Annotated in this window: 20 protein-coding genes and 3 tRNA genes; 13 read left to right on the forward strand and 10 right to left on the reverse strand. The window is 72.3% G+C overall.

The annotated features are described in order from the left end of the window. Window positions 1–2: 2 nt before the first annotated feature. Window positions 3–995 carry an aldose epimerase family protein gene (locus OHS17_RS10210; protein WP_330311913.1) on the forward strand — a complete coding sequence of 331 codons (993 nt, stop codon included), beginning with the start codon at window positions 3–5 and terminating at the stop codon, window positions 993–995. 11 nt (window positions 996–1,006) lie between these two features. On the opposite strand, the gene OHS17_RS10215 is transcribed toward OHS17_RS10210, so the two are convergent. The 3 genes from OHS17_RS10215 to OHS17_RS10225 form a co-directional block, all read right to left on the reverse strand. Next, the gene (locus OHS17_RS10215) at window positions 1,007–1,801 is read right to left on the reverse strand and encodes an EI24 domain-containing protein (protein WP_330311914.1); all 795 of its coding nucleotides are present in this window, start codon (window positions 1,799–1,801) and stop codon (window positions 1,007–1,009) included. 53 nt (window positions 1,802–1,854) lie between these two features. Further along, the gene (locus tag OHS17_RS10220) at window positions 1,855–2,283 is read right to left on the reverse strand and encodes an organic hydroperoxide resistance protein (protein WP_143615782.1); all 429 of its coding nucleotides are present in this window, start codon (window positions 2,281–2,283) and stop codon (window positions 1,855–1,857) included. A 90-nt stretch (window positions 2,284–2,373) separates the two neighbouring features. Further along, a complete protein-coding gene (locus OHS17_RS10225; RefSeq protein ID WP_330311915.1) occupies window positions 2,374–3,393 on the reverse strand; it encodes an NADP-dependent oxidoreductase in 1,020 nt (339 codons plus the stop codon). Window positions 3,394–3,545: 152 nt separating this feature from the next. On the opposite strand from OHS17_RS10225, the gene OHS17_RS10230 reads away from it, so the two are divergent. From OHS17_RS10230 to OHS17_RS10245, 4 genes are all read left to right on the forward strand, one after another. After that, window positions 3,546–3,971, forward strand: coding sequence for a MarR family winged helix-turn-helix transcriptional regulator (locus tag OHS17_RS10230; RefSeq protein WP_018103317.1), 426 nt, complete (start codon window positions 3,546–3,548; stop codon window positions 3,969–3,971). 24 nt (window positions 3,972–3,995) lie between these two features. Continuing rightward, window positions 3,996–4,559 (forward strand): hypothetical protein, encoded by a 564-nt coding sequence (locus OHS17_RS10235; protein WP_383166014.1) that lies wholly within the window; start codon window positions 3,996–3,998, stop codon window positions 4,557–4,559. Between the two features lie 318 nt (window positions 4,560–4,877). Continuing rightward, the gene (locus OHS17_RS10240) at window positions 4,878–5,915 is read left to right on the forward strand and encodes a rod shape-determining protein (RefSeq protein WP_330311917.1); all 1,038 of its coding nucleotides are present in this window, start codon (window positions 4,878–4,880) and stop codon (window positions 5,913–5,915) included. A 19-nt stretch (window positions 5,916–5,934) separates the two neighbouring features. Then, window positions 5,935–7,494 carry a GAF domain-containing sensor histidine kinase gene (locus OHS17_RS10245; RefSeq protein WP_330311918.1) on the forward strand — a complete coding sequence of 520 codons (1,560 nt, stop codon included), beginning with the start codon at window positions 5,935–5,937 and terminating at the stop codon, window positions 7,492–7,494. A gap of 12 nt (window positions 7,495–7,506) precedes the next feature. Here OHS17_RS10245 and OHS17_RS10250 read toward each other — a convergent pair whose 3' ends face one another. Further along, complete coding sequence (locus tag OHS17_RS10250; protein ID WP_026171549.1) at window positions 7,507–7,938, reverse strand: Lrp/AsnC family transcriptional regulator; 432 nt, start codon at window positions 7,936–7,938, stop codon at window positions 7,507–7,509. 106 nt (window positions 7,939–8,044) lie between these two features. Here OHS17_RS10250 and OHS17_RS10255 point away from each other — a divergent pair, with 106 nt between their 5' ends. From OHS17_RS10255 to OHS17_RS10270, 4 genes are all read left to right on the forward strand, one after another. After that, window positions 8,045–9,256: a nitrate/nitrite transporter gene (locus OHS17_RS10255; protein WP_330311919.1), complete on the forward strand. Its 1,212-nt coding sequence runs from the start codon at window positions 8,045–8,047 to the stop codon at window positions 9,254–9,256. Between the two features lie 118 nt (window positions 9,257–9,374). Continuing rightward, window positions 9,375–10,835, forward strand: coding sequence for an acyl-CoA synthetase (locus tag OHS17_RS10260; RefSeq protein ID WP_330315209.1), 1,461 nt, complete (start codon window positions 9,375–9,377; stop codon window positions 10,833–10,835). Next, a complete protein-coding gene (locus OHS17_RS10265) occupies window positions 10,828–12,180 on the forward strand; it encodes a carboxyl transferase domain-containing protein (protein WP_330311920.1) in 1,353 nt (450 codons plus the stop codon). The genes OHS17_RS10260 and OHS17_RS10265 overlap by 8 nt, the downstream gene beginning before the upstream one ends. A gap of 44 nt (window positions 12,181–12,224) precedes the next feature. Continuing rightward, window positions 12,225–13,031 (forward strand): VOC family protein, encoded by an 807-nt coding sequence (locus tag OHS17_RS10270; protein ID WP_330311921.1) that lies wholly within the window; start codon window positions 12,225–12,227, stop codon window positions 13,029–13,031. 6 nt (window positions 13,032–13,037) lie between these two features. Here the strand turns inward: OHS17_RS10270 and OHS17_RS10275 are convergent, their stop codons facing one another. The 4 genes from OHS17_RS10275 to OHS17_RS10290 all read right to left on the reverse strand — a co-directional run bounded on the left by OHS17_RS10275 (window position 13,038) and on the right by OHS17_RS10290 (window position 14,848). Continuing rightward, entirely contained in the window at window positions 13,038–14,324 is a 1,287-nt protein-coding gene (locus OHS17_RS10275) for an MFS transporter (protein ID WP_383166026.1), read from the reverse strand. Between the two features lie 132 nt (window positions 14,325–14,456). After that, window positions 14,457–14,530, reverse strand: a tRNA-Ile gene (locus tag OHS17_RS10280). A 167-nt stretch (window positions 14,531–14,697) separates the two neighbouring features. After that, window positions 14,698–14,770, reverse strand: a tRNA-Asn gene (locus OHS17_RS10285). A gap of 5 nt (window positions 14,771–14,775) precedes the next feature. Then, window positions 14,776–14,848, reverse strand: a tRNA-Asn gene (locus OHS17_RS10290). A gap of 180 nt (window positions 14,849–15,028) precedes the next feature. On the opposite strand from OHS17_RS10290, the gene OHS17_RS10295 reads away from it, so the two are divergent. The 4 genes from OHS17_RS10295 to OHS17_RS10310 all read left to right on the forward strand — a co-directional run bounded on the left by OHS17_RS10295 (window position 15,029) and on the right by OHS17_RS10310 (window position 20,826). Next, the gene (locus OHS17_RS10295) at window positions 15,029–15,334 is read left to right on the forward strand and encodes a YtxH domain-containing protein (RefSeq protein ID WP_330315211.1); all 306 of its coding nucleotides are present in this window, start codon (window positions 15,029–15,031) and stop codon (window positions 15,332–15,334) included. A 246-nt stretch (window positions 15,335–15,580) separates the two neighbouring features. Then, window positions 15,581–17,026, forward strand: coding sequence for an FGGY family carbohydrate kinase (locus OHS17_RS10300; RefSeq protein ID WP_330311922.1), 1,446 nt, complete (start codon window positions 15,581–15,583; stop codon window positions 17,024–17,026). Window positions 17,027–17,161: 135 nt separating this feature from the next. After that, a complete protein-coding gene (locus OHS17_RS10305; RefSeq protein ID WP_330311923.1) occupies window positions 17,162–18,895 on the forward strand; it encodes an ABC transporter ATP-binding protein in 1,734 nt (577 codons plus the stop codon). Further along, window positions 18,895–20,826: an ABC transporter ATP-binding protein gene (locus OHS17_RS10310; protein WP_330311924.1), complete on the forward strand. Its 1,932-nt coding sequence runs from the start codon at window positions 18,895–18,897 to the stop codon at window positions 20,824–20,826. Before OHS17_RS10305 ends, OHS17_RS10310 begins: the two co-directional genes overlap by 1 nt. 38 nt (window positions 20,827–20,864) lie before the next feature. Here OHS17_RS10310 and OHS17_RS10315 read toward each other — a convergent pair whose 3' ends face one another. Both OHS17_RS10315 and dnaG read right to left on the reverse strand, forming a co-directional pair. Continuing rightward, the gene (locus OHS17_RS10315; protein WP_330311925.1) at window positions 20,865–21,908 is read right to left on the reverse strand and encodes an RNA polymerase sigma factor; all 1,044 of its coding nucleotides are present in this window, start codon (window positions 21,906–21,908) and stop codon (window positions 20,865–20,867) included. Between the two features lie 353 nt (window positions 21,909–22,261). Further along, the gene (dnaG, locus tag OHS17_RS10320; RefSeq protein ID WP_330311926.1) at window positions 22,262–24,169 is read right to left on the reverse strand and encodes a DNA primase; all 1,908 of its coding nucleotides are present in this window, start codon (window positions 24,167–24,169) and stop codon (window positions 22,262–22,264) included. Between the last annotated feature and the right edge of the window lie 23 nt (window positions 24,170–24,192).

Raw genomic sequence — 24,192 nt, forward strand, 5'->3', positions numbered from 1 at the left:
TCATGCAGACGGGTTCGGGCACGGTGATCGGTACGGAGCACTTCGGCACCCTGGCGGACGGCACCGCGGTGCACCGCTGGACGCTGGAGCGGGGCGGCACGCGGGTGCGCGTCCTGACGTACGGCGGGATCGTGCAGTCGGCCGAGGTGCCGGACCGGGACGGCGTACGGGACGGGATCGCGCTCGGGCTGCCGGACCTGGCCTCGTACCAGGAGTACGCCGGGCCGTACTTCGGCGCGCTCGTCGGCCGGTACGCGAACCGGATCGGCGGGGCGTCCTTCGAGCTGGACGGCCGTACGCACCACCTCACGCGCAACGAGGGCCGCAATCATCTGCACGGCGGGGCGTGCGGCTTCGGCAAGCGGGTGTGGGACGCGCGGGCGGTCCCGGACGGGGTGGAGCTGTCCCTCGTCTCGCCGGACGGCGAGGAGGGCTTCCCGGGCCGCGTCGAGCTGAAGGCGGCGTACACGCTGGACGAGGACGGGGCGCTGCGCATCGCGTACCGGGCGGTGACGGACGCGCCGACCGTGCTGAACCTGACGAACCACACCTACTGGAACCTCGCGGGCGCCGACAGCGGCAGCGCCCTCGGTCAGCGGCTGCGGATCGCGGCCGGGGCGGTCACCCCGGTGGACGCGGAGTCGCTGCCGACCGGTGAGATCCTGCCGGTGGAGGGCACGCGCTTCGACTTCCGCGAGCCCCGGCCGGTGTCCAAGGAGTACGACCACAACTTCGTGCTCGACGGCACGGCCCCGGCGGCGGAGCTGTACGACGAGGGGTCCGGGCGCGTGCTGACGGTGACGACGACGGAGCCCGGGCTCCAGCTGTACACGGCGGACCACTTCGACGGGCGGCCGTTCGGCCCGCGCGCCGGGATCGCCCTGGAGACCCAGCACTTCCCGGACTCGCCGAACCGCCCGGAGTTCCCGAGCACGGTGCTGCGGCCGGGCGAGGAGTTCACGTCCACGACGGTGTACGGGTTCTCGGTGCGCTGAGCGGGGGCGGCTCAGCCCTCGGCGGCCGTCTCGCCCTTGCCCGCGCCGTCCGGGTCCTCGTCCGTGTCCTCGTCGTCCACCAGGCTCCGCGCCAGCAGGGTCGCCCCCGCGACGGCCCCGGGCATGAGGAACACGGCGACGAACGGCAGCATGAAGGCCAGCCCCAGCGGTACGCCGAAGCCGAGGGTGCGCAGGCGGTGGCCGCGCAGCAGGGCGAGGCGGTCCTTCAGCACCATGCCCCGGCGCTGGAGCGCGACGGCGGTCAGCTCCTCGGCCAGGAAGTATCCGGTGACGCAGAAGCCGAGGACGGGGACGACGGTCTGCCCGGCCACGGGCACGAATCCGAGGGCGAAGAGCAGGATCGCGTACAGCCCGACCCGCACCAGGATGCGCACGCTGTCGCGGGCGGAGATCCACAGCTCCCGCCAGAGCGGCAGTCCGGATTCGGGGACCGTGCCGCCCTCGGTGCGCTCGACCTCCTCGGACAGCGACTCGTAGAAGGGCTGCCCGACCAGCAGGGTCACGGCGGTGAAGGTGATCACGGCCAGGAACAGGCCGAGGACGAAGACCAGCACGGTCAGGGTGTTGCGCAGCAGGCCCAGCCAGGGCGAGGACCAGTCGTCGGCGAACGGCGTCGACCAGGCCACCAGGTCGTCGGCGCCGTAGCCGAGGCCGACGAGGGCGCCCGCGTACAGCACGAGGGTGATCAGACCGGGCAGCAGTCCTATGCCGAACCACTTGCCGTGGCCGAGGACCCAGCGCTGGCCCTTGATCAGAAAACCGAGCCCCGCCCCGAGATCACGCATGGCGTCAGCCTAGCGGGACCCGGGACGGGGCTCGGTTCAGTGGTGCGGGGGGGTCAGGCGACCGCGAGCTCCACCTTGATGTTGCCGCGCGTGGCGTTCGAGTACGGGCAGACCTGGTGGGCCTTCTCGATGAGCGCCTGCGCGGTCGCCTTGTCGACGTTCGGGATGGTCGCGGTGATGGCGACCTCCAGGCCGAAGCCGCCGGCCTCGGTCTTGCCGATGGAGACCGCCGCGGTCACCGTGGAGCCGGAGATGTCGGCCTTCTCCTGGCGGGCCACGACGCCCAGCGCGCCCTGGAAGCACGCGCTGTAACCGGCGGCGAAGAGCTGCTCCGGGTTGGTGCCGGCGCCGCTGCCGCCCATCTCCTTCGGCGGGTTGACGACGACGTCGAGCTTGCCGTCGTCCGAGGCCACGCGGCCGTCACGGCCGTTCTCGGCGGTGGCGACGGCGGTGTACGCGACGGCGATGTCCTGAATGGTCATGCTGAGCATTCCTCCTGCTGATGCGCCGCGACTCGCGCCCACGATCGCGACGGCCTGGGGTTGAGCCTAACGGGTACGGGGAACGGCGGTTCAGCCGAGGGAGACGATCATCTTCCCGGTGTTCTCGCCGCGGAGCAGACCGAGGAAGGCGTCGACGCCGTTCTCGATGCCCTCGACGACTGTCTCGCGGTACTTCAGCTCGCCCGAGGCCAGCCAGCCGGCCACGTCCTGGACGAACTGCTGCTGGAGGTCGGCGTGGTCGCCGACCAGCATGCCCTGGAGGCGCAGCCGCTTGCCGATGACCAGCGCGAGGTTGCGCGGGGCGGGGGTGGGCTCGGTGGCGTTGTACTGGGCGATCATGCCGCAGATGGTGGCGCGGCCGTGCACGTTGAACGAGGAGAGCGCGGCCTCCAGGTGCTCGCCGCCGACGTTGTCGAAGTAGACGTCGATGCCGTCGGGGGCGGCCGCCGCGAGCTGCTCCTTGACCGGGCCGTTCTTGTAGTTGAACGCGGCGTCGAAGCCGTACTCCTCGGTGAGGAGCTTGACCTTCTCGTCGGAGCCGGCGGAGCCGATGACCCGGGACGCGCCCTTGATCTTCGCCATCTGGCCGACCTGGCTGCCGACCGCACCGGCCGCGCCGGAGACGAAGACCGCGTCGCCCTCCTTGAAGGACGCCACGTCGAACAGGCCGGCGTAGGCGGTGAGCCCGGGCATGCCGAGCACGCCGAGATAGGCGGAGAGCGGGGCGAGCGAGCCGTCGACCTTCACGGCGTGCTGGGCCGGGACGCTCGCGTACTCGCGCCAGCCGAGGCCGTGCAGGACGTGGTCGCCGACCTGGAAGCCCTCGGCGTTCGAGGCGACGACCTCGCCGACGGCGCCGCCGTCCATGGGGTGGTCGAGCTTGAACGGCGGGGTGTACGACTTCACGTCGTTCATCCGGCCGCGCATGTACGGGTCGACGGAGAAGTGCAGGTTGCGCACGAGGACCCGGCCCTCGGCGGGGGCGGCGACCGGGGCCTCACGCAGCGCGAAGTCCTCGGCCTTCGGCCAGCCGTGCGGGCGGGCCGTGAGGTGCCATTCGCGGCCGGACGCGGGAAGAGCTGCAGACATGGGCTCGGGGTCTCCTCGGTGTGGGGGTGCGGGTGTCTAGGTGTTTCGGTGTCTGTGTGTCTCGGTGGCTGGGCGGCGAAAAGCTTCACCACCTGAAACAACCATGCTCCTGGATATTTCATGTTGTCAAGCAACTGGGTATCCTGGGTGTCATGGCCACCTCGCGCACAGATCCCCTGACTCTCGAAGTCATCGAGCTCATCGGCAGCGTCGTCGCGCGTTATTACGAGGAGTACGACCAGGCCGCCGCCGCGCACAGCCTCACCGGCGCGCAGGCCCGGGTCCTGGGACTGCTGTCCGTCGAGCCGCTGCCCATGCGCCGGATCGCCCAGAAGCTGAAGTGCGAGCCGTCCAACGTGACCGGGATCGTGGACCGGCTGGAGGCGCGTGGCCTGGTGGAACGGCGGCCCGACCCGGCCGACCGCCGGGTGAAGCTGGCCGCGCCGACCGAGCGGGGCGCGGCGACGGCCGCGCAACTGCGGGACGCGCTGGACTTCGCGCGGGAGCCGCTGGCGGGGCTGCCCGCGGCGGACCGGACGGTGCTGCGGGATCTGCTGCGGCGGATGCTGAGCGCCTGAGCGGCGGCGGGCACGATGGGGGTCATGAGCGCTTCCGCCCCCTTCGGGCCCCGTGAGTTCCAGCTCGTCCTGTTGCGCCGGATGGCGGACCACCAGCCGGATCTGGTGGAGGACGCCCGGCACGAGTTGAGCGCGACGCTCGCGGAGATGCGGGAGGCGAACCGGCGCTGGCAGGCCATGGTCCGGGCGCCACGCGGGCGGGGCTCGCTGCGGCGCTACCGGTCGGTGCTCGGCGAGCCGGAGTCGACGGGGCGCCGGGTCATCGGTGACCTGGAGTGCGACGTGCTGCTGTGGCCGGTGCCGCTCTGGCCCGACCTGCGGTTCGAGGTGATGGTGGCGCCGGGCGGGGCGGTGTGGAACGAGTGGCTGGTACGGGCGCGGGGCGCCGCCGCGCCGGTGCTCCGCACGGTGGACGACCTGGTGCCGTGGTCGTGCACGGTGGACGAGGTCGCCCGGGCCTTCGCCCCGGCCCGGCCGATGGAGGGGAGCGCGCCGACACGGTTCGCGCTGGGGGTGGGGTCCGGGGCGGGGGCGTGTGTCGTGGAGTTCACGTGGGGGTTGTTGCAGCGGGTGGTTCCGGGGGGCTGAGGGCGCCTCAATCGCCGGCGGGCTCGTTGGCCTTGCCGTCCGGGCGTCCTCAAGCGCCGGACGGGCCGGGTTTGCCGCGCGGGCTGGGAACGGGCGGGCGGGCCGAGTCCTGCCCGGTGGGCAGCGGAGCCGCGGGCGTCCGCCGGGCGGCGGGTTCGTACGGTGCCGCGCGCTTCGTGCGCGTGGCGCGCTCGACACGCCGTCAGGTTGTCCCTCCTCCGGACCAGCCCAGCGGGCGGCGCGTCCCCGAACGGCGCAGGCTTTCAGGTGAGCCGGCTGTTCGTCGGTCGCCCTCAACGCTCTCGGGAGGAACCCGCCGTGACCGTCAGCCTTGAGCAGTTGCGCCGTTGCCATGTCGCCGTCGACCTGGGGGCCGCCCGCACCCGGGTGTACGTCAAGGGGCCCGGCCTCGTCGTGGACGAGCCGAGTGTCGCCGCCGTCAACACCCGTACCGGCTCACTGATCGCCGTGGGCGCGCTCGCCGAGCAGATGACGGGCCGCACCCCGGACTACATCCGGGTGGCCCGGCCCGTGTCCGGCGGGACCGTCGTGGACATCGAGATGGCCCAGCGCATGCTGCGCCACCTGCTCGGCGAGAAGCTCCGGCGCCAGCTGCGCCGCAAGCCCTGGCTGCGCGCCGCCGCCTGCACCCCGCACGACAGCGACCCGCTGGCACGCCGGGCCTCCGTGGAGACCCTGGTCGGCCTCGGCGCCCGCCGGGTGGAGCTCGTCGACACCCTGATCGCGGCGGCCGTCGGCTGCGGGCTGCCGGTCGAGCAGCCGACCGCGACCATGATCATGGTGTGCGGCGCCGCGACGACGCAGATCGCGGTGCTCTCGCTCGGCTCGATCGTGACGGCGGTCCGCCTCCCGGTCGGCGGCGACGCCATCGACCACGCGGTCATCCAGCACCTGCGCCAGCACCACGAACTGATGCTGCCGAGCCAGTCCGTGCGCCCCCTCCAGCTCGCCCTGCACGGCAACGGGCTGACCACGCAGGGCCCCTCGGTCACCGAGATCCACGGCCGCGACGTCGCCACCGGCCTCGCCCGGTCCGTCCAGGTCGACACCGCCGCGATCCGGCAGGCGATCCACCGCCCGCTCACCGCCGTCCTGGACGGCGTCGGCAAGGTGCTGCGGGACTGCCCGCCCGACCTGGTCGCCGACCTCGCCGACTGCGGGATCACGATGGTCGGCGGGAGCGCCCTGCTGCCCGGCCTCGACCAGATGCTGCGCGACGCGACCGGCGTGCCGGTGCACATCGCGGAGCGGCCCGACACCTGCTCGATCCTCGGTCTGGGCGCCATGATGGAGGGCGAGATCAGCCCCCTGGTGCTCGACCCGCTGGCGAGCTGACCCGGGCGGGAGCGGCGGGATGACGGACCGAGGCCTGCCCAGGTCGCCGCTGCTGCCCCGGCTCCTCGAAGCCGTGCTGAGCGTCGGCTCGGACCTCGAACTCCGGGCGACGCTCCAGCAGATCATCGACACCGCGACCGCCCTGACCGACGCCCGGTACGGGGCGCTGGGCGTACTGGACCCCGCGCGCGGCACCATCCGCGAGCTATACGTGTGCGGGATGACCGAGGCCGAGCAGGCGGCGATCGGTGACTTCCCGGACGGGCACACGGGCCTGCTCGGCGCGCTCGTGGACGCGCCGGGCCCGCTGCGCTCCGACGACCTGCCGGCCGATCCGCGCGCCACCGGCATCCCGCCCGGGCATCCCCCGATGCGCTCGTTCCTCGGCGCCCCGATCCGGGTCCACCACGAGGTCTTCGGCAACATCTATCTCGCCGAGAAGCACACCGGGCACTTCACGGAGACCGACTCGGGACTGCTGAAGGTCCTCTCCGCGCAGGCGGGCATCGCGATCGGCAACGCCCGGCTGTACGAGAGCGCCCGTCAGCGGGAACGCTGGATCGAGGGCGCGGCGGCCGTCACCAACACCCTGCTCACCGGAGCGAACCCGGCCGACGCGCTGACGACGGTGGCGGAGCGGGCGCGGCTGCTCAGCGACGCCTCGGCCGGGGTGATCCTCCAGCCCACCGACGCGGGCGGGATGGAGATCGTGGTCGCCTCGACGCACGAGGACCCGGCCGGTCTCGTGGGCACGGCGATCGCCCCCGGCTCCCCCGTCCTGGAGCAGCTGCTCGGGGGCGAGCCCGTGTTCATCGAGGACTCGGCGACCGATCCCCGGATGACGACGCCGGTACGGTCGCGGTTCGGGCCGAGCATGATGCTGCCGCTGCAGAGCGGGGGCCGGCTCATCGGGACGCTCGCCCTGCCCCGGCGGCGCGGAGCCCGCCCGTACACCGGCGTGGACCGGCTGCTGGCCGCCCAGTTCGCCTCGCAGGCCGCGCTGGCGCTGGTGCTGGCGGACTCGCAGCAGGACCGGGAGCGGCTGGCGGTGTACGAGGACCGCGACCGGATCGCGCGGGACCTGCACGATCTGGTCGTCCAGCGGCTGTTCGCCACCGAGATGATGCTGGAGTCGACGCGCCGCAGGGCCGGTGCCGGGGAGACGGGCGAGCTGCTCGGGACGGCCGTGGACGAGCTGGACTCCACGATCCAGGAGGTGCGGACGGCCATCTTCGCGCTCCAGCAGCCGCCCGCCGAGGCCCCCACCACCTTCCGGGGCCAGGTGCTCCGGGAGACCGGGGGCGCGGCGGCGGTGCTCGGCTTCCAGCCGTCGGTGCGGTTCGCCGGGACGGTCGACGCGCTGGTGGCGGAGCCGGTCGCCGGGCGGCTGCTCGCGGCGCTGCGGGGCGCGCTGGCGGCGGCGCACCGGCGGGCCGGGGTCTCGGCGATCGAGGTGGAGGTGGACGCGACGGCCACCCTGCCGGACGGGCGGGGCGCGGTCCGCCTCACGGTGGCGGACGACGGGCACGAGCCGGACGGTGCGCGGGCGGAGACGGTGACCTGGGAGGCGCCGCTGTGAGGGCGCCGGACGTCACGGGCCCGGCGCGGCCCGCAGGGCGACCCTGGTGTTCGAGTGCGCGACGCCCGCCTCGCGCTTGAGGCGGCGCAGGAGGGTGTCGAGCGCCGCGGTGTCGGCGGCGGTGGCGCGTACGAGATAGTCGTGGCCGCCCGTCACGTGCACGACCTCGGTGATGCCGGGCAGGGTCAGCACGGCCCGTTCGAACGTCTCGTTGGTGGTGTCCATCCGCAGGGTGACGTCGATGAAGACGACGAGCCCGGTGCGGGTGTCGGCGGCCGGGTCCACGATCACCGTGAAGCCGCGGATGACGCCGTCCTTGCGCAGCCGCCGGACCCGGTCGGCCGCCGCGTTGGCGCTGAGTCCGACCCGTACGCCCAGGTCGCGGTACGAGATCCGGGCGTCCTCCTGGAGGACACCGAGGATTTCCCTGTCCAGACGATCCATGGTCCCCATTGTGGCAGTTTCGGCGCATATGCGAAGAACGGGGAGGCGTCCCCCGTACGGAGCAGGCCGACGGGCCCACGGCCCGTGGCCGTCCTTGACTGACGGTGTGGACACAGCCGCGAAGCAGTCACCCGTACCCGTGGACGCGCCGGGCCCGGCCGCGTACCGGAATCTGATCATGGCCACGATCGGCTTCACGCTCACCTTCTGGGCGTGGAACCTGATCGCGCCGATGTCGGGGGACTACAAGGACCGCCTCGGCCTGAGCTCGTTCCAGCAGTCGCTGCTGGTGGCGGTGCCCGTGCTGGTCGGCTCGCTGGGCCGGATCCCGGTGGGCGCGCTGACCGACAAGTTCGGGGCGCGGCTCCTGTTCCCGCTGACCTCGGCGCTGACCATCCTGCCGGTGCTGCTGCTGATCCCGGCGAAGAACTCGTACGGCGCCATGCTCGCCGTGGGGTTCCTGCTGGGGATCGGCGGCACGACGTTCGCGATCGGCATTCCGCTGGTCAACTCGTGGTTCCCGCCCGCCAAACGCGGTCTCGCGCTCGGCGTCTTCGGCATGGGCATGGGCGGCGTCGCGCTGTCCGGCTACTTCACACCGCGCATCGCCAAGCACGGCGACAACCTGCCGTTCCTCGTGGTCGCCGGCGCCCTCGTGGTGTACGCGGCGCTCGCCGGGCTGCTCATCAACGACCACCCGGGCCGCAAGGTCCCTACGGACTCGCTGGCGCACCGGCTGGGCTCGGCGGGCCGGCTGCGGGTCACCTGGGAGCTGTCCGCGCTGTACGCGATCGGCTTCGGCGGCATCGTGGCGTTCGGCGTGTACCTGCCGACGTACCTCAAGACGTGGTACGAGCTGACGCCGACCGACGCGGGCACGAAGGCGGCCGGGTTCGCCCTGGTCACGGTCATCTTCCGGCCGATCGGCGGCTGGCTCTCGGACCGGATCCACCCGGCGCTGGTCACCTCCGTGGCGCTCGGGGTGGCCGCCCTGATGGCGATCGTCCAGGCGTTCGACCCTCGGCTCGACCCGACCGGCACGATCGCGCTGCTGGTCATGGCGGCGGGTCTGGGCACGGCGAGCGGCAGTGTCTTCGCGCTGGTCTCGCAGGTCACCCCGCAGGCGAAGGTGGGCAGCGTGACCGGCATCGTCGGCGCGATGGGCGGGCTCGGCGGGTTCGTGCCGCCGCTGGTGATGGGCGCGATCTACAGCGCGAAGGACTCGTACTCGATCGGCTTCATGCTCCTGTCCGATCTGGCGCTGGCGGGCTGTGTGTACGCGTACGGGCGCATGCGGAACGTGCAGCGGGACGGGTGAGGGGCGCGGGCGCGCGCCGGGGCGTGAGGCGGGCGGTGCGCGCCGGGGCGTGAGGCGGGCCTCATTCGTGACGGTCCGGGGGCCGGGGTGGGCGTGCCGATCTAGGGTGCGCAGGGTGATGCCACTTCTGCCCGCACTCCAGGACGTGTCCGGTCCGGCAGCCGCCCGCGAGGCCGTCCGGTTCGACGACGTCACCCTCACCCACTCCGAGCTGGCCCGGGTCACCGACGCCCTGGCGGCCCGCCTCACCGGCGCGGACCGGGTCGCCGTCTGGGCCACCCCGACCGCGCACACCGTCGTCGCGGTGGTCGCCGCGCTCCGGGCCGGGGTACCGGCCGTCCCGCTGAACCCGAAGACCGGGGAACGGGAGCTGGCGCACATCGTGGCCGACAGCGCGCCCTCCCTGGTCCTCGCCGCGCCCGACGACGTGCTCCCGCCCGCCCTGGCCGGACTGGCGCGCCTGGACGTCACCACCGCGCCCCCGGACCCCGCGCCCGCCGCCGCCCTCCCGGAACCGGACCCGGAGTCCCCCGCGCTCGTCGTGTACACCTCCGGGACGACCGGCCCGCCGAAGGGCGCCGTCCTCCCCCGCCGGGCGCTCGCCGCGTCGCTGGACGCGCTGGAGGACGCCTGGGGGTGGACCGCTGATGACGTCCTGGTGCACGCGCTCCCCCTGTTCCATGTGCACGGGCTGATCCTCGGCGTCCTGGGCCCCCTGCGCCGGGGCGGCTCGGTGCGCCATCTGGGCCGGTTCTCGCCGGAGGGCGTGGCCCGGGAGCTGGGCGCGGGCGCCACGATGCTGTTCGGCGTACCGACCATGTACCACCGGCTCGCCGAAGCCCTGGCGGACCCGGACGCGTCGGCCGGGCTCGCGAAGGCCCTCGCGGGCGCCCGGCTGCTGGTCTCCGGGTCGGCCGCGCTGCCGGTCCACGACCACGAGCGCATCGCGGCGGCGACCGGGCGCCGGGTCATCGAGCGGTACGGCATGACGGAGACCCTGATGAACACGGGCGTACGGGCCGACGGGGCCCCGCGCCCCGGCACCGTCGGCCCGCCCCTGCGCGGGGTGGAGCTGCGCCTGGTCGAGGAGGACGGCACCCCGCTCACCGGCGCGGACGCGATCGGCGAGATCCAGGTGCGCGGCCCGAACCTGTTCACCGGCTATCTGAACCGGCCCGACGCGACGGCCGCCGCGCTCACCGCCGACGGCTGGTTCCGCACGGGCGACATGGCCACGCTCGACCCGGACGGCTATGTGCGCATCGTCGGCCGCAAGGCCACGGACCTGATCAAGAGCGGCGGCTACAAGATCGGCGCCGGTGAGATCGAGAACGCGCTGCTCGACCACCCCGGTGTGCGGGAGGCGGCGGTCACCGGCGAGCCCGACGCGGACCTGGGCGAGCGGATCGTGGCCTGGGTGGTGCCCGCCGACCCGGCCGCCCCACCGACCGCCGGTGAGCTGGCGGACCATGTCGCCGCCCAGCTGGCCCCGCACAAGCGGCCGCGCACCGTCCGCTACCTGGACGCGCTGCCGCGCAACGACCTGGGCAAGATCATGAAGCGGGCGCTCCATGGCTGAGCGGCTGACGGCACGCGAGGCCGTCGCCGCGCTCACCGACGGCTTCACGGAGCTGCCCGCCCCCGCCGGGGACACCGACGGCGACGGCCCGCTCGGCTGGACCGGCTACGCGGAATCACGGGCCCGGGCCACCGCGCGTACCGGCGAGCAGGAGTCCGTCGTGCACGGCACCGCGACGGTCGGCGGACACCCCTGCGTGCTGCTCTCCTTCGAGTTCGGGTTCCTGGGCGGGTCGCTCGGGCAGCGCACCGGGGACCGGCTCGAAGCGGCGTACGAGGAGGCGATCACCCGGCGGCTGCCGCTCGTCTCGCTCGTCGCCACGGGCGGCAGCCGGATGCAGGAGGGCATGATCGCGCTGACCCAGCTCCAGCGGGTGGCCCGTGCCTCGGCCCGGCTGCGGGCGGCGGGCCCGGCGCAGCTCGCGGTCCTGCGCGACCCGACGACCGGCGGCGGCTGGGCCACGCTGGGCGCGGGCGCGGACGTGATCCTGGCGGTGCCCGGGGCGCAGATCGGGTTCGCCGGGTCGCGGGTGCGTCCGGCGGACGCCGACCCCGCCGCGTACACCGCCGAGGGCCAGCTCGCGGCCGGTTCGGTCGACGCCGTCGTGGCGCCCGAGGAGCTGCCGGGCACGGTCGGCCGCTGGCTCGGCCTGCTCGCCGCCGGGGACGTCCCATCCCCCGCCCCGGTCCCGGCGGCGCTCGCGGCGACGGATCCGCCGGAGACGGGCTGGGACGCGGTGCTCCGCGCACGGGCGGCGGACCGGCCGCGCGCCGGGGCCTATCTGGACGCCTACTTCGACGCGCGCCTGCCGCTGAGCGGCGACCGCTGCGGCGGCACGGACCCGGGGCTGCTGTGCGGATTCGGGGTGCGCGAGGGGCGTGCGGTGGCGTACGTGGCGCAGTGCGGTACGGCGACGCGCCCGGCCGGTTACCGCACGGCGGCCCGGGTGGTCCGGCTCGCCGACCGCCTCGGCGTCCCGGTCCTCACGCTGGTCGACACTCCGGGCGCGGCCAACGACGCGGAGGCGGAGCGGGCGGGCGCGGGGGCGGCCATCGCGGACGCCTTCGCGGCGGTGGCGGCGGCCCGGGTCCCGGTCACGACGCTGGTGATCGGCGAGGGCGGCTCGGGCGGGGCGCTGGCCCTGGCCGCGCCGGACAACACCCACGTCACCCCGGACAGCTACTTCTCGGTCATCGCGCCCGAGCTCGCCGCCGCGATCCTGAAGCGCTCCCCGGACCGGGTCCGGGAAACCGCCGGCCAACTGCGGCTGCGCCCGCAGGACCTGGTGGAGCTGGGCGTGGCCCGCTCGGTCGTGGGCCCGCGAGCCGACGGGCAGGGGACGTGAAGGCTGGCTAGCGTGAACAAGGGGGCATTCACTCGTACGAGGAGATGACCACGATGCCCGCAGAAATGAGCGAGGGCACACCGTGCTGGGCCGATGCGACGTTCGCCGATCTGGAGGGCGCGAAGCGCTTTTACGGTGAGCTGCTGGGCTGGACGTTCGGCGACTCGCTGCCGGAGTACGGCAACTACACGCAGGCCCATGTGGACGGCAAGGCGGTCGCCGCGCTGATGCCGCCGGGACCGGGCGGGATGCCGACCGGCTGGTGCCTGTACCTGGCCTCGCCGGACGCGGCCGCCACCGCGTCGAAGATCCGTGAGAACGGCGGCACCGTCCTGGTGGAGCCGATGCGGGTGGGCGAGTTCGGCACGATGGTGCTGGCCACCGACCCGGGCGGGGTGACCTTCGGCGTCTGGCAGCCCGGCAGCCACCGGGGCTTCGAGGCCGGCATGGTCACCGGCGCCTTCACCTGGGCCGAGGTCTTCACCCGCGCCCCGGAGAAGGCGGACTCCTTCTTCCCGGCGGTCTTCGGGTACGGCGTGCAGCGCATGGTGGACGACGGGGCCGACTTCACGCTCTACGACCTGGGCGCCGACCCGGTCCTGGGCCGCATGAGGATGACGGAGGACTTCCCGCCGGAGGTCCCGGCGTACATCAACGTGTACTTCGCGGTGGACGACTGCGACGCGGCGGTGGAGAAGGCGAAGTCGCTGGGCGCGACGCTGCGGTTCGGCCCGATGACCATCCCGTTCGGCAGGTTCGCCGCGCTCACGGACCCGCAGGGCGCGCCGTTCTCGGTGTTCGACAGCGGTACGACGGCCGGCGAGATGCCGAAGCTGGAGCGGGAGGCGTAGGTCTTCTCACGCCTCGGGGTGGCGCGCGTCGTAGCGGGCGAACGCGGGCCACCGCAGCGCGAGCAGCCCCACGGCGACGGCACACGCGATCCCGCCCCCGGTCACGGCGAGACCGGGGGACGTCAGGTCGGCGGCGGACCCGGCGAGGAAGTCCCCCAGCCGGGGCCCGCCGGCCACGACCACGATGAAGACGCCCTGGAGCCGGCCGCGCAGCTCGTCCGGCACGGCCGCCTGGAGCATGGTGTTGCGGAAGACCATGGACGTGGTGTCGGCGGCCCCGGCGAGCGCGAGGAACAGGATCCCCAGCCAGAGCTGCCGGGTGAGCCCGAAGACGGCGACGGCTGCGCCCCAGCAGGCGACGGCGACCAGGACCGCGAGCCCGTGCCGCCGGACGCTGCCGAGCCACCCGGAGAACACCCCGCCGAGGAGCGCCCCCAGCGCCGGTGCGGCGACGAGCAGCCCGGTGGTCTTCGCGTCGCCCCCGTACCAGAGGACGGCGACGACGGGGAAGAGCGCGCGGGGCTGGGCGAGCACCATGGCGCACAGGTCGCTGAGGAACGTCATCCGCAGATTGGGCCGGGTCCCGAGGAACCGCAGCCCGTCGAGGACGGAGGCCCGCTTCCGGTCCGCCGCGCCGTCCCGCTCGGGCAGCATGGAGGGCAGCCGCCACATCGCGTAGAGGGAGGCCGTGAAGGTGACGGCGTCGACCCCGTACGCGGCACGGTAGCCCCACCAGCCGACGATGAGGCCGCCGAGCATGGGCCCGACGAGCGTGCCGGTGGTGCTGGTCATCGAGTTCAGCGCGTTGGCGGCGGGCAACTGCTCGGCCGGCAGCAGCCGGGCGATCATCGAGGAGCGGGCGGGCGAGTTGAGCGCGAAGCAGACGGCCTGGAGCGCGACGACCCCGTACAACACCCCCACCTGCTCGACCCCGGCGACGGTCACCCCGACGAGCGCCACCGACAGCAGGAACGAGCCGAACGCACTGACCAGCCCCAGCTTCCGCCGGTCCACGGTGTCCGCGATGGCCCCGCCGTACAGCCCGAACACCACGAGCGGCACCAGCGAACACGCCCCGATGAGCCCCACGGAGAACGCCGACCCGGTCAGGTCGTACACCTGCAACGAGACCGCGAGCGCCGTCATCCCCTGCCCGATCCAGGACACGGTGTTCCCGAACCAGAGCCGCCGGTAGTCGGGCGAGGTCCGCAAAGGGGTCAGATCGGCGAATATTCGCCCACGGGACGCCGGCTCATCGGCGCTCTCGGCGGATTCGGTCAGGGATTCGGTCACGCGGAATGGTATCGACCGCTCTTGCCCCTCCTATCCACCCGCAAGCAACCCTGCAATACTGCGCGCGTGCGGAAGACCGCCGCACACATACACGTTTCCCCAGGTCAGAACGATTCTGCCTGGGGAAATAGGTGGGGCGGGTGGGACTCGAACCCACGGCCGACGGATTATGAGTCCGCTGCTCTAACCGGCTGAGCTACCGCCCCGTCTCGGCGTGGCGCGTACAAGTGTGCGCACCGTCTGCCGCAGCATAGCCGGTCATACGATCTCCCGCTGCGGCTGCCCGGCTGCTGATGACCATGAAGACGGCGCCGCTCGCCGACCGGTTCCGGGCACACGAAAAAGGACCCCGAAGGGGGTCCTCTTCCGATCGCTCCCCCGACTGGACTCGAACCAGTAACCCTCCGGTTAACAGCCGAATGCTCTGCCAATTGAGCTACAGGGGATCGCGCTCCCCCGACTGGACTCGAACCAGTAACCTGCCGGTTAACAGCCGGCTGCTCTGCCAATTGAGCTACAGGGGATTGCTGCGGTGCCTCGAACGTACCTGCCTGGCGGATGCCGGGCGGCGCGCGCTCGCTGCGACACATACATTAGCGCAAGCAGGGGGGTGCTTTGCCAATCGGTATCGGCCGGGGTGATCTCGGGCGTCTGCGGGTAGGCGGGCAGCACACGTCGCACGGAGCGAAGGAAGGGTGGCAGCCATGCGGTACCGGCTCACGTTCATCGCCGGAGTGGCCCTCGGATACGTGCTCGGCACGCGGGCCGGGCGCGAGCGTTACGAGCAGCTGAAGAAGTCCGCGCGCCAGTTCGCCCAGAACCCGGCCGTGCGCAATACCTGCGAGACCGCGGCCCAGAGCGGCCGGGAGTTCGCGGGCAAGGCGTACCACGCCGTGGGCGAGAAGGTCGGCGACAAGGTGCTGGCGTCCGTGACGGACCGGGTGCGGTCCTTCCGGGGGCGCGGGAACGGGAACGGCGTGGAGGACGACTGGGGGACCACCAACACCTAGGGCCTGTCGTCAAACTGCCGTCGTCCGCCCGGAGGGCGGGCCGGGCGGCGTCAGGTGCGTGCTCTCGGCGTGCCGGCCCCAGACCCCTGTACTGGATGTACTGGGGTCTGGGGCCGGTGCGGCGAGAGTGCGTGCATGGCGTCGCCCGGCAGACGGCAGTTTGACGACAGGCCCTAGCCGGCCCCGCCGTCGGCTCTGCCGCACCACCGGTACGGGAAACCTCCGGGGGTGCGGCAGAATCTGTGTATGGGCATAGTCGCCGGCTTGGACAGTTCTTCCGCGTTCACACACATCGTGGTCTGCGATACGGACACGGGCGCCGTACTGCGCGAGGGGTACGCCCCGCACCCCGTCGAGGCCAAGGCCACCGAGGCCGATCCGCAGGCGTGGCTGCTCTCCCTCGGGGAGGCCGCCACCGGCGGGCTGCTCGAAGGGGTGCAGGCCATCGGCGTGTCCGCGCAGCAGCACGGGCTCGTCCCCCTGGACCACCAGGGCAACCTCGTACGCCCGGCGCTGCTCGGCAACGACAAGCGGGCGCAGGCCGCCGCGGCCGATCTGATCGACGGGCTGGGCGGGCGGCAGGCGTGGGCCGAGGCGGTCGGCGCGGTGCCGCAGTCCGCGCAGCCGGTGGCGAAGCTGCGCTGGCTGGCGCGGTCCGAGCCGGAGCAGGCGCAGCGGGTGGCGGCGGTGCTCCAGCCGCACGACTGGCTGGTGTGGCAGCTGCTCGGGCGGCCGGCCCGGCGGACCACCGACCGGGGTGCCGCGTCCGGCACGGGCTACTGGTCGGCGGGGACGGAGTCCTACCGGCCGGATCTGGTGGAACTGGCGCTCGGGCACGAGGCCGCGCTGCCGGAGGTGCTCGGTCCGTCCGACGCCGCCGGGATGACGCCGGAGGGGCTGCTGATCTCCGCGGGGACCGGCGAGACGATGGCGGCGGCCTTCGGGCTGGGCGTCGGGGTCGGGGACGCGGTCGTGTCGCTGGGGGCCTCGGGCTCCGTGATGGCCGTGCACCACGAGGCGCTGGCCGATCCGACCGGGATGATCACGTCGTTCGCCGACGCGACGGGCATGCACCTGCCGGTGGTCCACACGTCGAACGCCGTACGCGCGCTGCGCGGGACCGCCGAGATGCTGGACGTGGAGGGCCTCGATGCCCTGTCCGCGCTGGCGCTGAAGTCGACGCCCGGCTCCTCGGGGCTCGTACTCCTGCCGTATCTGGAGGGTGAGCGCACCCCGCAGCTGCCGCACACCGCCGGGACCCTGTGCGGGCTGCGGCGGGAGTCGATGAAGCCGGAGCACCTGGCGCGGGCCTCGTTCGAGGGGATGCTCTGCTCGCTCGCGGACGCGCTCGACGTGCTGCGCGGCCGGGGCGTGGAGGTGCGGCGGGTGTTCCTGCTGGGCGCGGCGGCCGAGCTGCCCGCGGTGCAGCAGCTGGCGCCCGCGCTGCTCGGGACGCAGGTGGTCGTACCGCAGCCCGCCCAGTACGCGGCGCTGGGCGCGGCCCGGCAGGCGGCGTGGGCGCTCGGGGTCTCGCAGGGGGCGCTCGACGGGCGCACTCCCCCGGCCTGGCAGGGCGCGGCGGCGCAGGTGCTGGAGCCCGGCGAGGAGTTGCCCGTGGGGCAGGCGGTGCGCCAGCAGTACATCGCGACGCGGGACCAGATTCACCCGGGAGCGTTCGACCCGGCACGGTGAGTGCGGAGGGACCGCGAAATTATGGACCGGGTCCGTTTTTTGACCTGGACTTGAATAAAAACGTTCGCGGTCCCGGTGAGCGGTGCCGGAAGATGGGTCGGCTCCCCCGACCTACGCCGACTCCGAGAGACACGCGTGCTCATAAAACTCCTGCGGGCCTATCTCGGTCCGTACAAGAAACCGATCGCGGTGCTGGTCGTCTTCCAGCTGTTGCAGACCTGCGCCACGCTGTACCTGCCGACCCTCAACGCCGACATCATTGACAACGGTGTCGTGAAGGGGGACACGGGCTACATCCTCCAGTACGGCGGCGTGATGATCGTCGTCAGCATCGCCCAGGTGGTCTGCAACATCGGGGCCGTCTACATCGGCGCCCGCACCGCGTCCGCGCTCGGACGGGACGTGCGGGCGTCGGTCTTCGACCGGGTGCAGTCCTTCTCCTCGCGCGAGGTCGGCCGGTTCGGCGCCCCGTCGCTGATCACCCGTACGACCAATGACGTCCAGCAGATACAGATGCTGGTCCTGATGACGTTCACGCTGATGGTGTCGGCGCCGATCATGTGTGTCGGCGGCATCATCATGGCGCTGGGCCAGGACGTGCCGCTCTCGGCCGTGCTGCTCGCGGTGGTGCCGGTCCTCGGGATCTCGGTCAGCCTGATCGTGCGGAAGATGCGTCCGCTGTTCCGGCAGATGCAGAAGCGGCTCGACACGGTGAACCGGGTGCTGCGCGAGCAGATCACCGGCAACCGCGTCATCCGCGCCTTCGTGCGCGACGGCTACGAGGAGGGGCGCTTCCGGGGTGCCAACACCGAGCTGACGGACGTGGCGCTGTCCACGGGCCGGCTGATGGCCCTGATGTTCCCGACGGTGATGACCGTGGTGAACGTGTCGTCCATCGCGGTGGTCTGGTTCGGCGCGCACCGCATCGACAGCGGCGGGATGGAGATCGGCGCGCTGACCGCGTTCCTCGCCTATCTGATGCAGATCGTCATGTCGGTGATGATGGCGACCTTCATGTTCATGATGGTGCCGCGCGCCGAGGTGTGCGCCGAGCGCATCCAGGAGGTCCTGGAGACGGAGTCCAGCGTCGTCCCGCCGGTCGAGCCGGTGCGCGAGCTGCGGGCCCACGGGCACCTGGAGGTGCGCGGCGCGGACTTCCGCTACCCGGGCGCCGAGGAGCCGGTGCTGCGGGCGGTGGAGCTGGTGGCGCGGCCGGGCGAGACGACCGCGATCATCGGGTCGACGGGCAGCGGAAAGTCGACGCTGCTCGGGCTCGTACCCCGGCTGTTCGACGTGACGGACGGCCAGGTCCTGGTCGACGGGACCGATGTGCGGACGCTGGACCCGGTGCTGCTGGCGAAGACGGTGAGCCTGGTCCCGCAGAAGCCGTACCTCTTCTCGGGGACGGTCGCGACGAACCTGCGGTACGGGAATCCGGACGCGACCGACGAGGAGCTGTGGCACGCGCTGGAGGTGGCCCAGGCGAAGGAGTTCGTCCAGGCCCTGGAGCACGGGCTCGACGCGCCGATCGCGCAGGGCGGCACCAATGTCTCCGGCGGTCAGCGCCAGCGGCTCTCGATCGCGCGGACGCTGGTGCAGCGCCCGGAGATCTACCTCTTCGACGACTCGTTCTCGGCGCTGGACTACGCGACCGACGCGGCGCTGCGGGCGGCGCTCGGGCAGGAGACCGCCGAGGCGACCGTGGTGATCGTGGCGCAGCGGGTCTCGACCATCCGGGAGGCCGACCGGATCATCGTGCTGGACGAGGGGCGGGTCGTCGGGACCGGCACCCATCACGAGCTGATGGACGGCAATGACACATACCGGGAGATCGTGCTCTCCCAGCTGACGGAAGCGGAGGCCGCGTAATGGCCGGGCCTAGCGGACGCATGATGGCGGGCGGGGCGCCGACCGAGCGGTCCATGGACTTCAAGGGGTCCTCGAAGCGGCTGCTGAAGCGCTTCGCCGTCGAGAAGAACACCCTGTACGTGATGCTGGTCGCGGTCGCGTGCAGCGTCGGGCTCTCCGTGGTCGGCCCGAAGATCCTCGGCAAGGCGACGGACCTGGTCTTCGCCGGGGTCGTCGGCCGGTCCATGGACGCGGGGACGACCAAGGAACAGGCCGTGGAGGGCCTGCGCAGGAGCAACAGCGGCCTGGCCGACATGCTGGCCGGGGTGGACTTCACGCCGGGGCAGGGCATCGACTTCGGCGCGGTCGGCGACATCCTGCTGACGGCGCTCGCGGTGTACGTCGGCGCGGGGCTGCTGATGCTGGTGTCGACGCGGCTGTCGATCCGGATCATCAACCGGGTCGTGTTCCAGCTGCGCGAGGACATCCAGACGAAGCTGTCGCGGCTGCCGCTCTCGTACTTCGACCGCGCCAAGCGCGGCGAGGTGCTGAGCCGGGCGACGAACGACATCGACAACATCTCGCAGACGATGCAGCAGACGATGGGCCAGCTCATCAACTCCCTGCTGACGATCATCGGCGTGCTGGTGATGATGTTCTGGATCTCGCCACTCCTTGCGCTGGTCGCGCTGGTGACCGTGCCGCTGTCGGTGGTCGTGGCGACGAAGGTCGGCAAGCGCTCGCAGCCGCAGTTCGTCCAGCAGTGGAAGGTGACGGGCAAGCTCAACGCCCACATCGAGGAGATGTACACCGGCCACACCCTGGTGAAGGTGTTCGGCCGGCAGGAGGAGTCCGCGAAGGACTTCGCCGAGCAGAACGAGGCGCTGTACGAGGCCGGGTTCAAGGCGCAGTTCAACAGCGGGATCATGCAGCCCCTGATGATGTTCGTGTCGAACCTGAACTACGTGCTGATCGCCGTGGTCGGCGGGCTCCGGGTGGCGTCCGGCTCGCTGTCGATCGGTGATGTGCAGGCGTTCATCCAGTACTCGCGGCAGTTCTCGATGCCGCTGACCCAGGTCGCCTCGATGGCCAACCTGGTGCAGTCCGGTGTCGCCTCGGCGGAGCGGATCTTCGAGCTGCTGGACGCCGAGGAGCAGGAGGCCGACCCGGCGAAGGGCGAGGGCGAGCACCCCGGCATCCTGCGCGGCAGCGTCGCGCTGGAGCACGTGTCGTTCCGCTACGACCCGGAGAAGCCGCTCATCGAGGACCTGTCGCTGAGCGTCGAACCGGGCCACACGGTCGCGATCGTCGGCCCGACGGGCGCCGGCAAGACGACGCTGGTCAACCTGCTGATGCGGTTCTACGAGGTGACGGGCGGCCGGATCACGCTGGACGGCGTGGACATCGCGAAGATGTCCCGGGCGGACCTGCGTGCGGGCATCGGCATGGTCCTCCAGGACACCTGGCTGTTCGGCGGGACCATCGCGGAGAACATCGCCTACGGGGCCTCCGGGGACGTCAGCCGCGAGCGCATCGAGGAGGCGGCGCGGGCGGCCCACGCCGACCGCTTCATCCGGACCCTGCCGGACGGTTACGACACGGTGATCGACGACGAGGGCTCCGGGGTCAGCGCGGGCGAGAAGCAGCTGATCACGATCGCCCGGGCGTTCCTGTCCGACCCGGTGATACTCGTGCTGGACGAGGCGACCAGCTCCGTCGACACCCGGACCGAGGTGCTGATCCAGAAGGCGATGGCGGGCCTGGCGCACGGCCGTACGAGCTTCGTGATCGCGCACCGGCTCTCCACCATCCGGGACGCCGACGTCATCCTGGTCATGGACAACGGCTCGATCGTGGAGCAGGGCACGCACGACGAGCTGCTGGACGCGAAGGGCGCCTACGCCCGGCTGTACGCGGCGCAGTTCGCCCAGGCGGTCGCCGAGGTCGACTGAGCGGTACGGCCGCTCCGCGGCTGCCTCGGGCGCGAGTCCTAGTCGAGGTAGCCGCGGAGCTGGTCGGCGGAGGCGTGGTCGCGGAGCCGGGTGAGGGTCCTGGACTCGATCTGGCGTATGCGTTCGCGCGTCACGCCGAAGATGCGGCCGATCTCCTCCAGGGTGCGGGGCCGTCCGTCGACCAGCCCGTAGCGCAGCTGGACCACCTTGCGTTCGCGCTCACCCAGGGTGGAGAGGACCGCCTCCAGGTGCTGGCGCAGCAGCAGGAAGGCGGCGGACTCCACGGGGGACGCGGCGTCCCCGTCCTCGATGAGGTCGCCGAGCGAGACGTCCTCCTCCTCGCCGACCGGGGCGTGCAGCGAGACGGGTTCCTGGGCCAGGCGCAGGATCTCGCCGACCCGTTCGGGCGTCAGGTCGAGGTGGGCGGCGACCTCCTCGGGGGTGGGCTCGTAGCCGCGTTCCTGGAGCATGCGGCGCTGGACCCGGACGACGCGGTTGATCAGCTCCACGACGTGGACCGGGACCCTTATGGTCCGGGCCTGGTCGGCGAGGGCGCGGGACATGGCCTGCCGGATCCACCAGGTCGCGTACGTCGAGAACTTGTAGCCGCGCGCGTAGTCGAACTTCTCGACGGCGCGGATCAGCCCGAGGTTCCCCTCCTGGACGAGGTCGAGCATGGTCAGGCCGCGGCCCACATAGCGCTTGGCGACGGAGACGACGAGGCGCAGGTTGGCCTCGATGAGGCGGCGCTTGGCCATGCGGCCCATGACGACGAGCCGGTCCAGGTCGACGGCTAGGCGGGTGTCGGGGTCCGGGGTGCGGGCGAGGCGTTCCTCGGCGAACAGGCCGGCCTCGATGCGCCGGGCGAGCTCCACCTCGTCGGCGGCGGTGAGCAGCGGGATGCGCCCGATCTCGCGCAGGTACTGGCGGAACAGGTCCGAGGTGGGCCCGGCCTCCGGTCTCCCGCGCGGCTCCGGGGGCTCGTCCGGCTCCTCCATGACCCCCTCGGGGTGGTGCGCCGCCCGGGCCTGTACGGGGACGGCCGGGGCGCGCTCGGCTTCGGTGACGGTCCGGGTCTGCACGGGGGCGACCTCCAGGTGATCGCTGCCGGACCGCGGGACGGGGCCGCGCTCCGATGACTCAGGGCACCGCCATCAGTGTGGGGTACGACACACAGCCGCCACGAGGGGCGTGCGGTGACTTTCTGAGGTCGTCACGTGACGGCCGGGTAGGGCCTGTCGTCTGGATCGGGCCGGATCAGGGAGCGGGCTCTGGTGCCGTGCATCGCAAGGCGGAGGATTGAGGCAGATGGGGTCTCCCCTGCTCGAGCGAAGCCGAGAGCTTGGGGAAGGAGCGTTGGTGATTGACGACAACGCCGCGAGGTGCGGTGCCGGAGCCCGCGAGCCCGGCCCGATCCCAGACGACAGGCCCTGCGTCAGAGGGCGTCGGCGCCGTGGTTCCGCAGGGTCTGGGCGTACTGCTGGAGGACCCAGACCTCGTTCTGCGCGGCGGCGAGGTGCTCGGGGGCCACGTTGCTGCCGAGGCGGGCCAGGCTGCTCTGGACATCGTTGATCCGGCGGTCGACAGCGCGCAGGCGGACCTTGACCAGGTGCTCCCCGGCGTAGGTCTCGTCGATGGACTTGCCGTGGAAGACCTCGACCGCGAGCTCGGTGATCAGCTTGCGGACGGATTCGTTGGGCGTGGCGTCGAGCACCCGGACGAGGTATTCGCGGCTGTCGGCGAGGCCCTGTTCGGCGCCGCCCGCCTCCTCGACGCACTGGCGCACGGCGGCGTAGGGCGGTGCGGTGAACTCGTCGGAGCCGTAGGCGTCGAAGGCGGGCGCGACCAGCTCGGGGCGCTGGAGGGCGAGCTTGAGCAGTTCGCGCTCGGTGCGATGGGCGGGGCTGCGGAGGTTGAGCGCGGGTCCCGAGGGGACGGGTGCGGCCTGGACCTGCTGGTGGCGGGCGCCACCGCGGGCGGCGGGGCCGGGTCCGCGCCGGTCGCCGCCCCGGCCGCGGGCCCACTGGGCGAGCTGGTTGATCCGGTGGACGACGTACTCCTGGTCCAGGATGCCGATGAAGCCGGCCAGCTGGACGGCGACCTCGCGCTGGACGCTGCCGGTCTTGATCTTGGCGACGACGGGGGCGGCCTCGTCCAGTGCGGCGGCGCGGCCGGCCGGGGTCTCCAGGTCGTAGCGACCGACGATCTGGCGCAGCGCGAACTCGAAGAGCGGGGTGCGGGGTTCGACCAGGTCGCGGACGGCGTCGTCACCCTTGACCAGGCGCAGGTCGCACGGGTCCATGTTGTCCGGGGCGATGGCGATGTACGTCTCGGCGGCGAACTTCTGGTCGTCCTCGAAGGCGCGCAGGGCGGCCTTCTGACCGGCCGCGTCGCCGTCGAAGGTGAAGATCACGCGGGCGCTGCCGTTGTCCATGAGGAGACGGCGGAGGATCTTGATGTGGTCGCCGCCGAAGGCGGTGCCGCAGGTGGCGATGGCGGTGGTGACCCCGGCGAGGTGGCAGGCCATCACGTCCGTGTAGCCCTCGACCACGACGGCCCGGCTGGACTTGGCGATCTCCTTCTTGGCCAGGTCGATGCCGTACAGCACCTGGGACTTCTTGTAGATCGGGGTCTCGGGGGTGTTGAGGTACTTCGGGCCGTTGTCGTCGTCGCGGAGCTTGCGGGCGCCGAAGCCGACGACGTCCCCGGCGGTGTCGCGGATGGGCCACATCAGGCGGCCCCGGAAGCGGTCGATGGGGCCGCGCCTGCCGTCCTGGGAGAGGCCGGAGGTGATCAGCTCCTTGTCGCTGAAGCCCTTGCCGCGCAGGAAGCGGGTGAGGTGGTCCCAGCCGGCCGGGCTGTAGCCGACGCCGAAGTGGGCGGCGGCGGCCTGGTCGAAGCCCCGGTCCGCGAGGAACTTGCGGCCGATCTCGGCCTCGGGGCCGTTCAGCTGGTCCACGTAGAACTCGGCGGCCGCCTTGTGCGCCTCGACCAGCCGGATCCGCTCGCCGCGCTGGTGGGAGGGGTTGTAGCCGCCCTCCTCGTAGCGCAGGGTGATGCCGGCCTTGGCGGCGAGCCGCTCGACCACCTCCGCGAAGGTCAGGTGGTCGATCTTCTGCATGAAGGCGATCGTGTCGCCGCCCTCCTGGCAGCCGAAGCAGTGGAAGAGACCCTTGCTCGGACTGACCTGGAAGGAGGGGGACTTCTCGTCGTGGAAGGGGCAGAGGCCCTTGAGGTTGCCTCCGCCCGCGTTGCGCAGCTGGAGGTACTCGGAAACGACGGCGTCGATCGGGACCGCGTCCCGTACCGCCTTCACATCGTCGTCATTGATCCTGCCTGCCACGCGTTGAAGTCTACGGGTGGGCT

This window comes from Streptomyces sp. NBC_00523 (genome assembly GCF_036346615.1).
Classification (GTDB): domain Bacteria; phylum Actinomycetota; class Actinomycetes; order Streptomycetales; family Streptomycetaceae; genus Streptomyces.

Bases quoted from the DNA above. Each gene is read 5' to 3' on its own strand.
- OHS17_RS10210 (WP_330311913.1), top strand. From the start codon at position 3: ATGCAGACGGGTTCGGGCACGGTGATCGGTACGGAGCACTTCGGCACC.
- OHS17_RS10215 (WP_330311914.1), bottom strand. From the start codon at position 1,801: ATGCGTGATCTCGGGGCGGGGCTCGGTTTTCTGATCAAGGGCCAGCGC.
- OHS17_RS10220 (WP_143615782.1), bottom strand. From the start codon at position 2,283: ATGACCATTCAGGACATCGCCGTCGCGTACACCGCCGTCGCCACCGCC.
- OHS17_RS10225 (WP_330311915.1), bottom strand. From the start codon at position 3,393: ATGTCTGCAGCTCTTCCCGCGTCCGGCCGCGAATGGCACCTCACGGCC.
- OHS17_RS10230 (WP_018103317.1), top strand. From the start codon at position 3,546: ATGGCCACCTCGCGCACAGATCCCCTGACTCTCGAAGTCATCGAGCTC.
- OHS17_RS10235 (WP_383166014.1), top strand. From the start codon at position 3,996: ATGAGCGCTTCCGCCCCCTTCGGGCCCCGTGAGTTCCAGCTCGTCCTG.
- OHS17_RS10245 (WP_330311918.1), top strand. From the start codon at position 5,935: ATGACGGACCGAGGCCTGCCCAGGTCGCCGCTGCTGCCCCGGCTCCTC.
- OHS17_RS10250 (WP_026171549.1), bottom strand. From the start codon at position 7,938: ATGGATCGTCTGGACAGGGAAATCCTCGGTGTCCTCCAGGAGGACGCC.
- OHS17_RS10260 (WP_330315209.1), top strand. From the start codon at position 9,375: ATGCCACTTCTGCCCGCACTCCAGGACGTGTCCGGTCCGGCAGCCGCC.
- OHS17_RS10265 (WP_330311920.1), top strand. From the start codon at position 10,828: ATGGCTGAGCGGCTGACGGCACGCGAGGCCGTCGCCGCGCTCACCGAC.
- OHS17_RS10270 (WP_330311921.1), top strand. From the start codon at position 12,225: ATGACCACGATGCCCGCAGAAATGAGCGAGGGCACACCGTGCTGGGCC.
- OHS17_RS10295 (WP_330315211.1), top strand. From the start codon at position 15,029: ATGCGGTACCGGCTCACGTTCATCGCCGGAGTGGCCCTCGGATACGTG.
- OHS17_RS10300 (WP_330311922.1), top strand. From the start codon at position 15,581: ATGGGCATAGTCGCCGGCTTGGACAGTTCTTCCGCGTTCACACACATC.
- OHS17_RS10310 (WP_330311924.1), top strand. From the start codon at position 18,895: ATGGCCGGGCCTAGCGGACGCATGATGGCGGGCGGGGCGCCGACCGAG.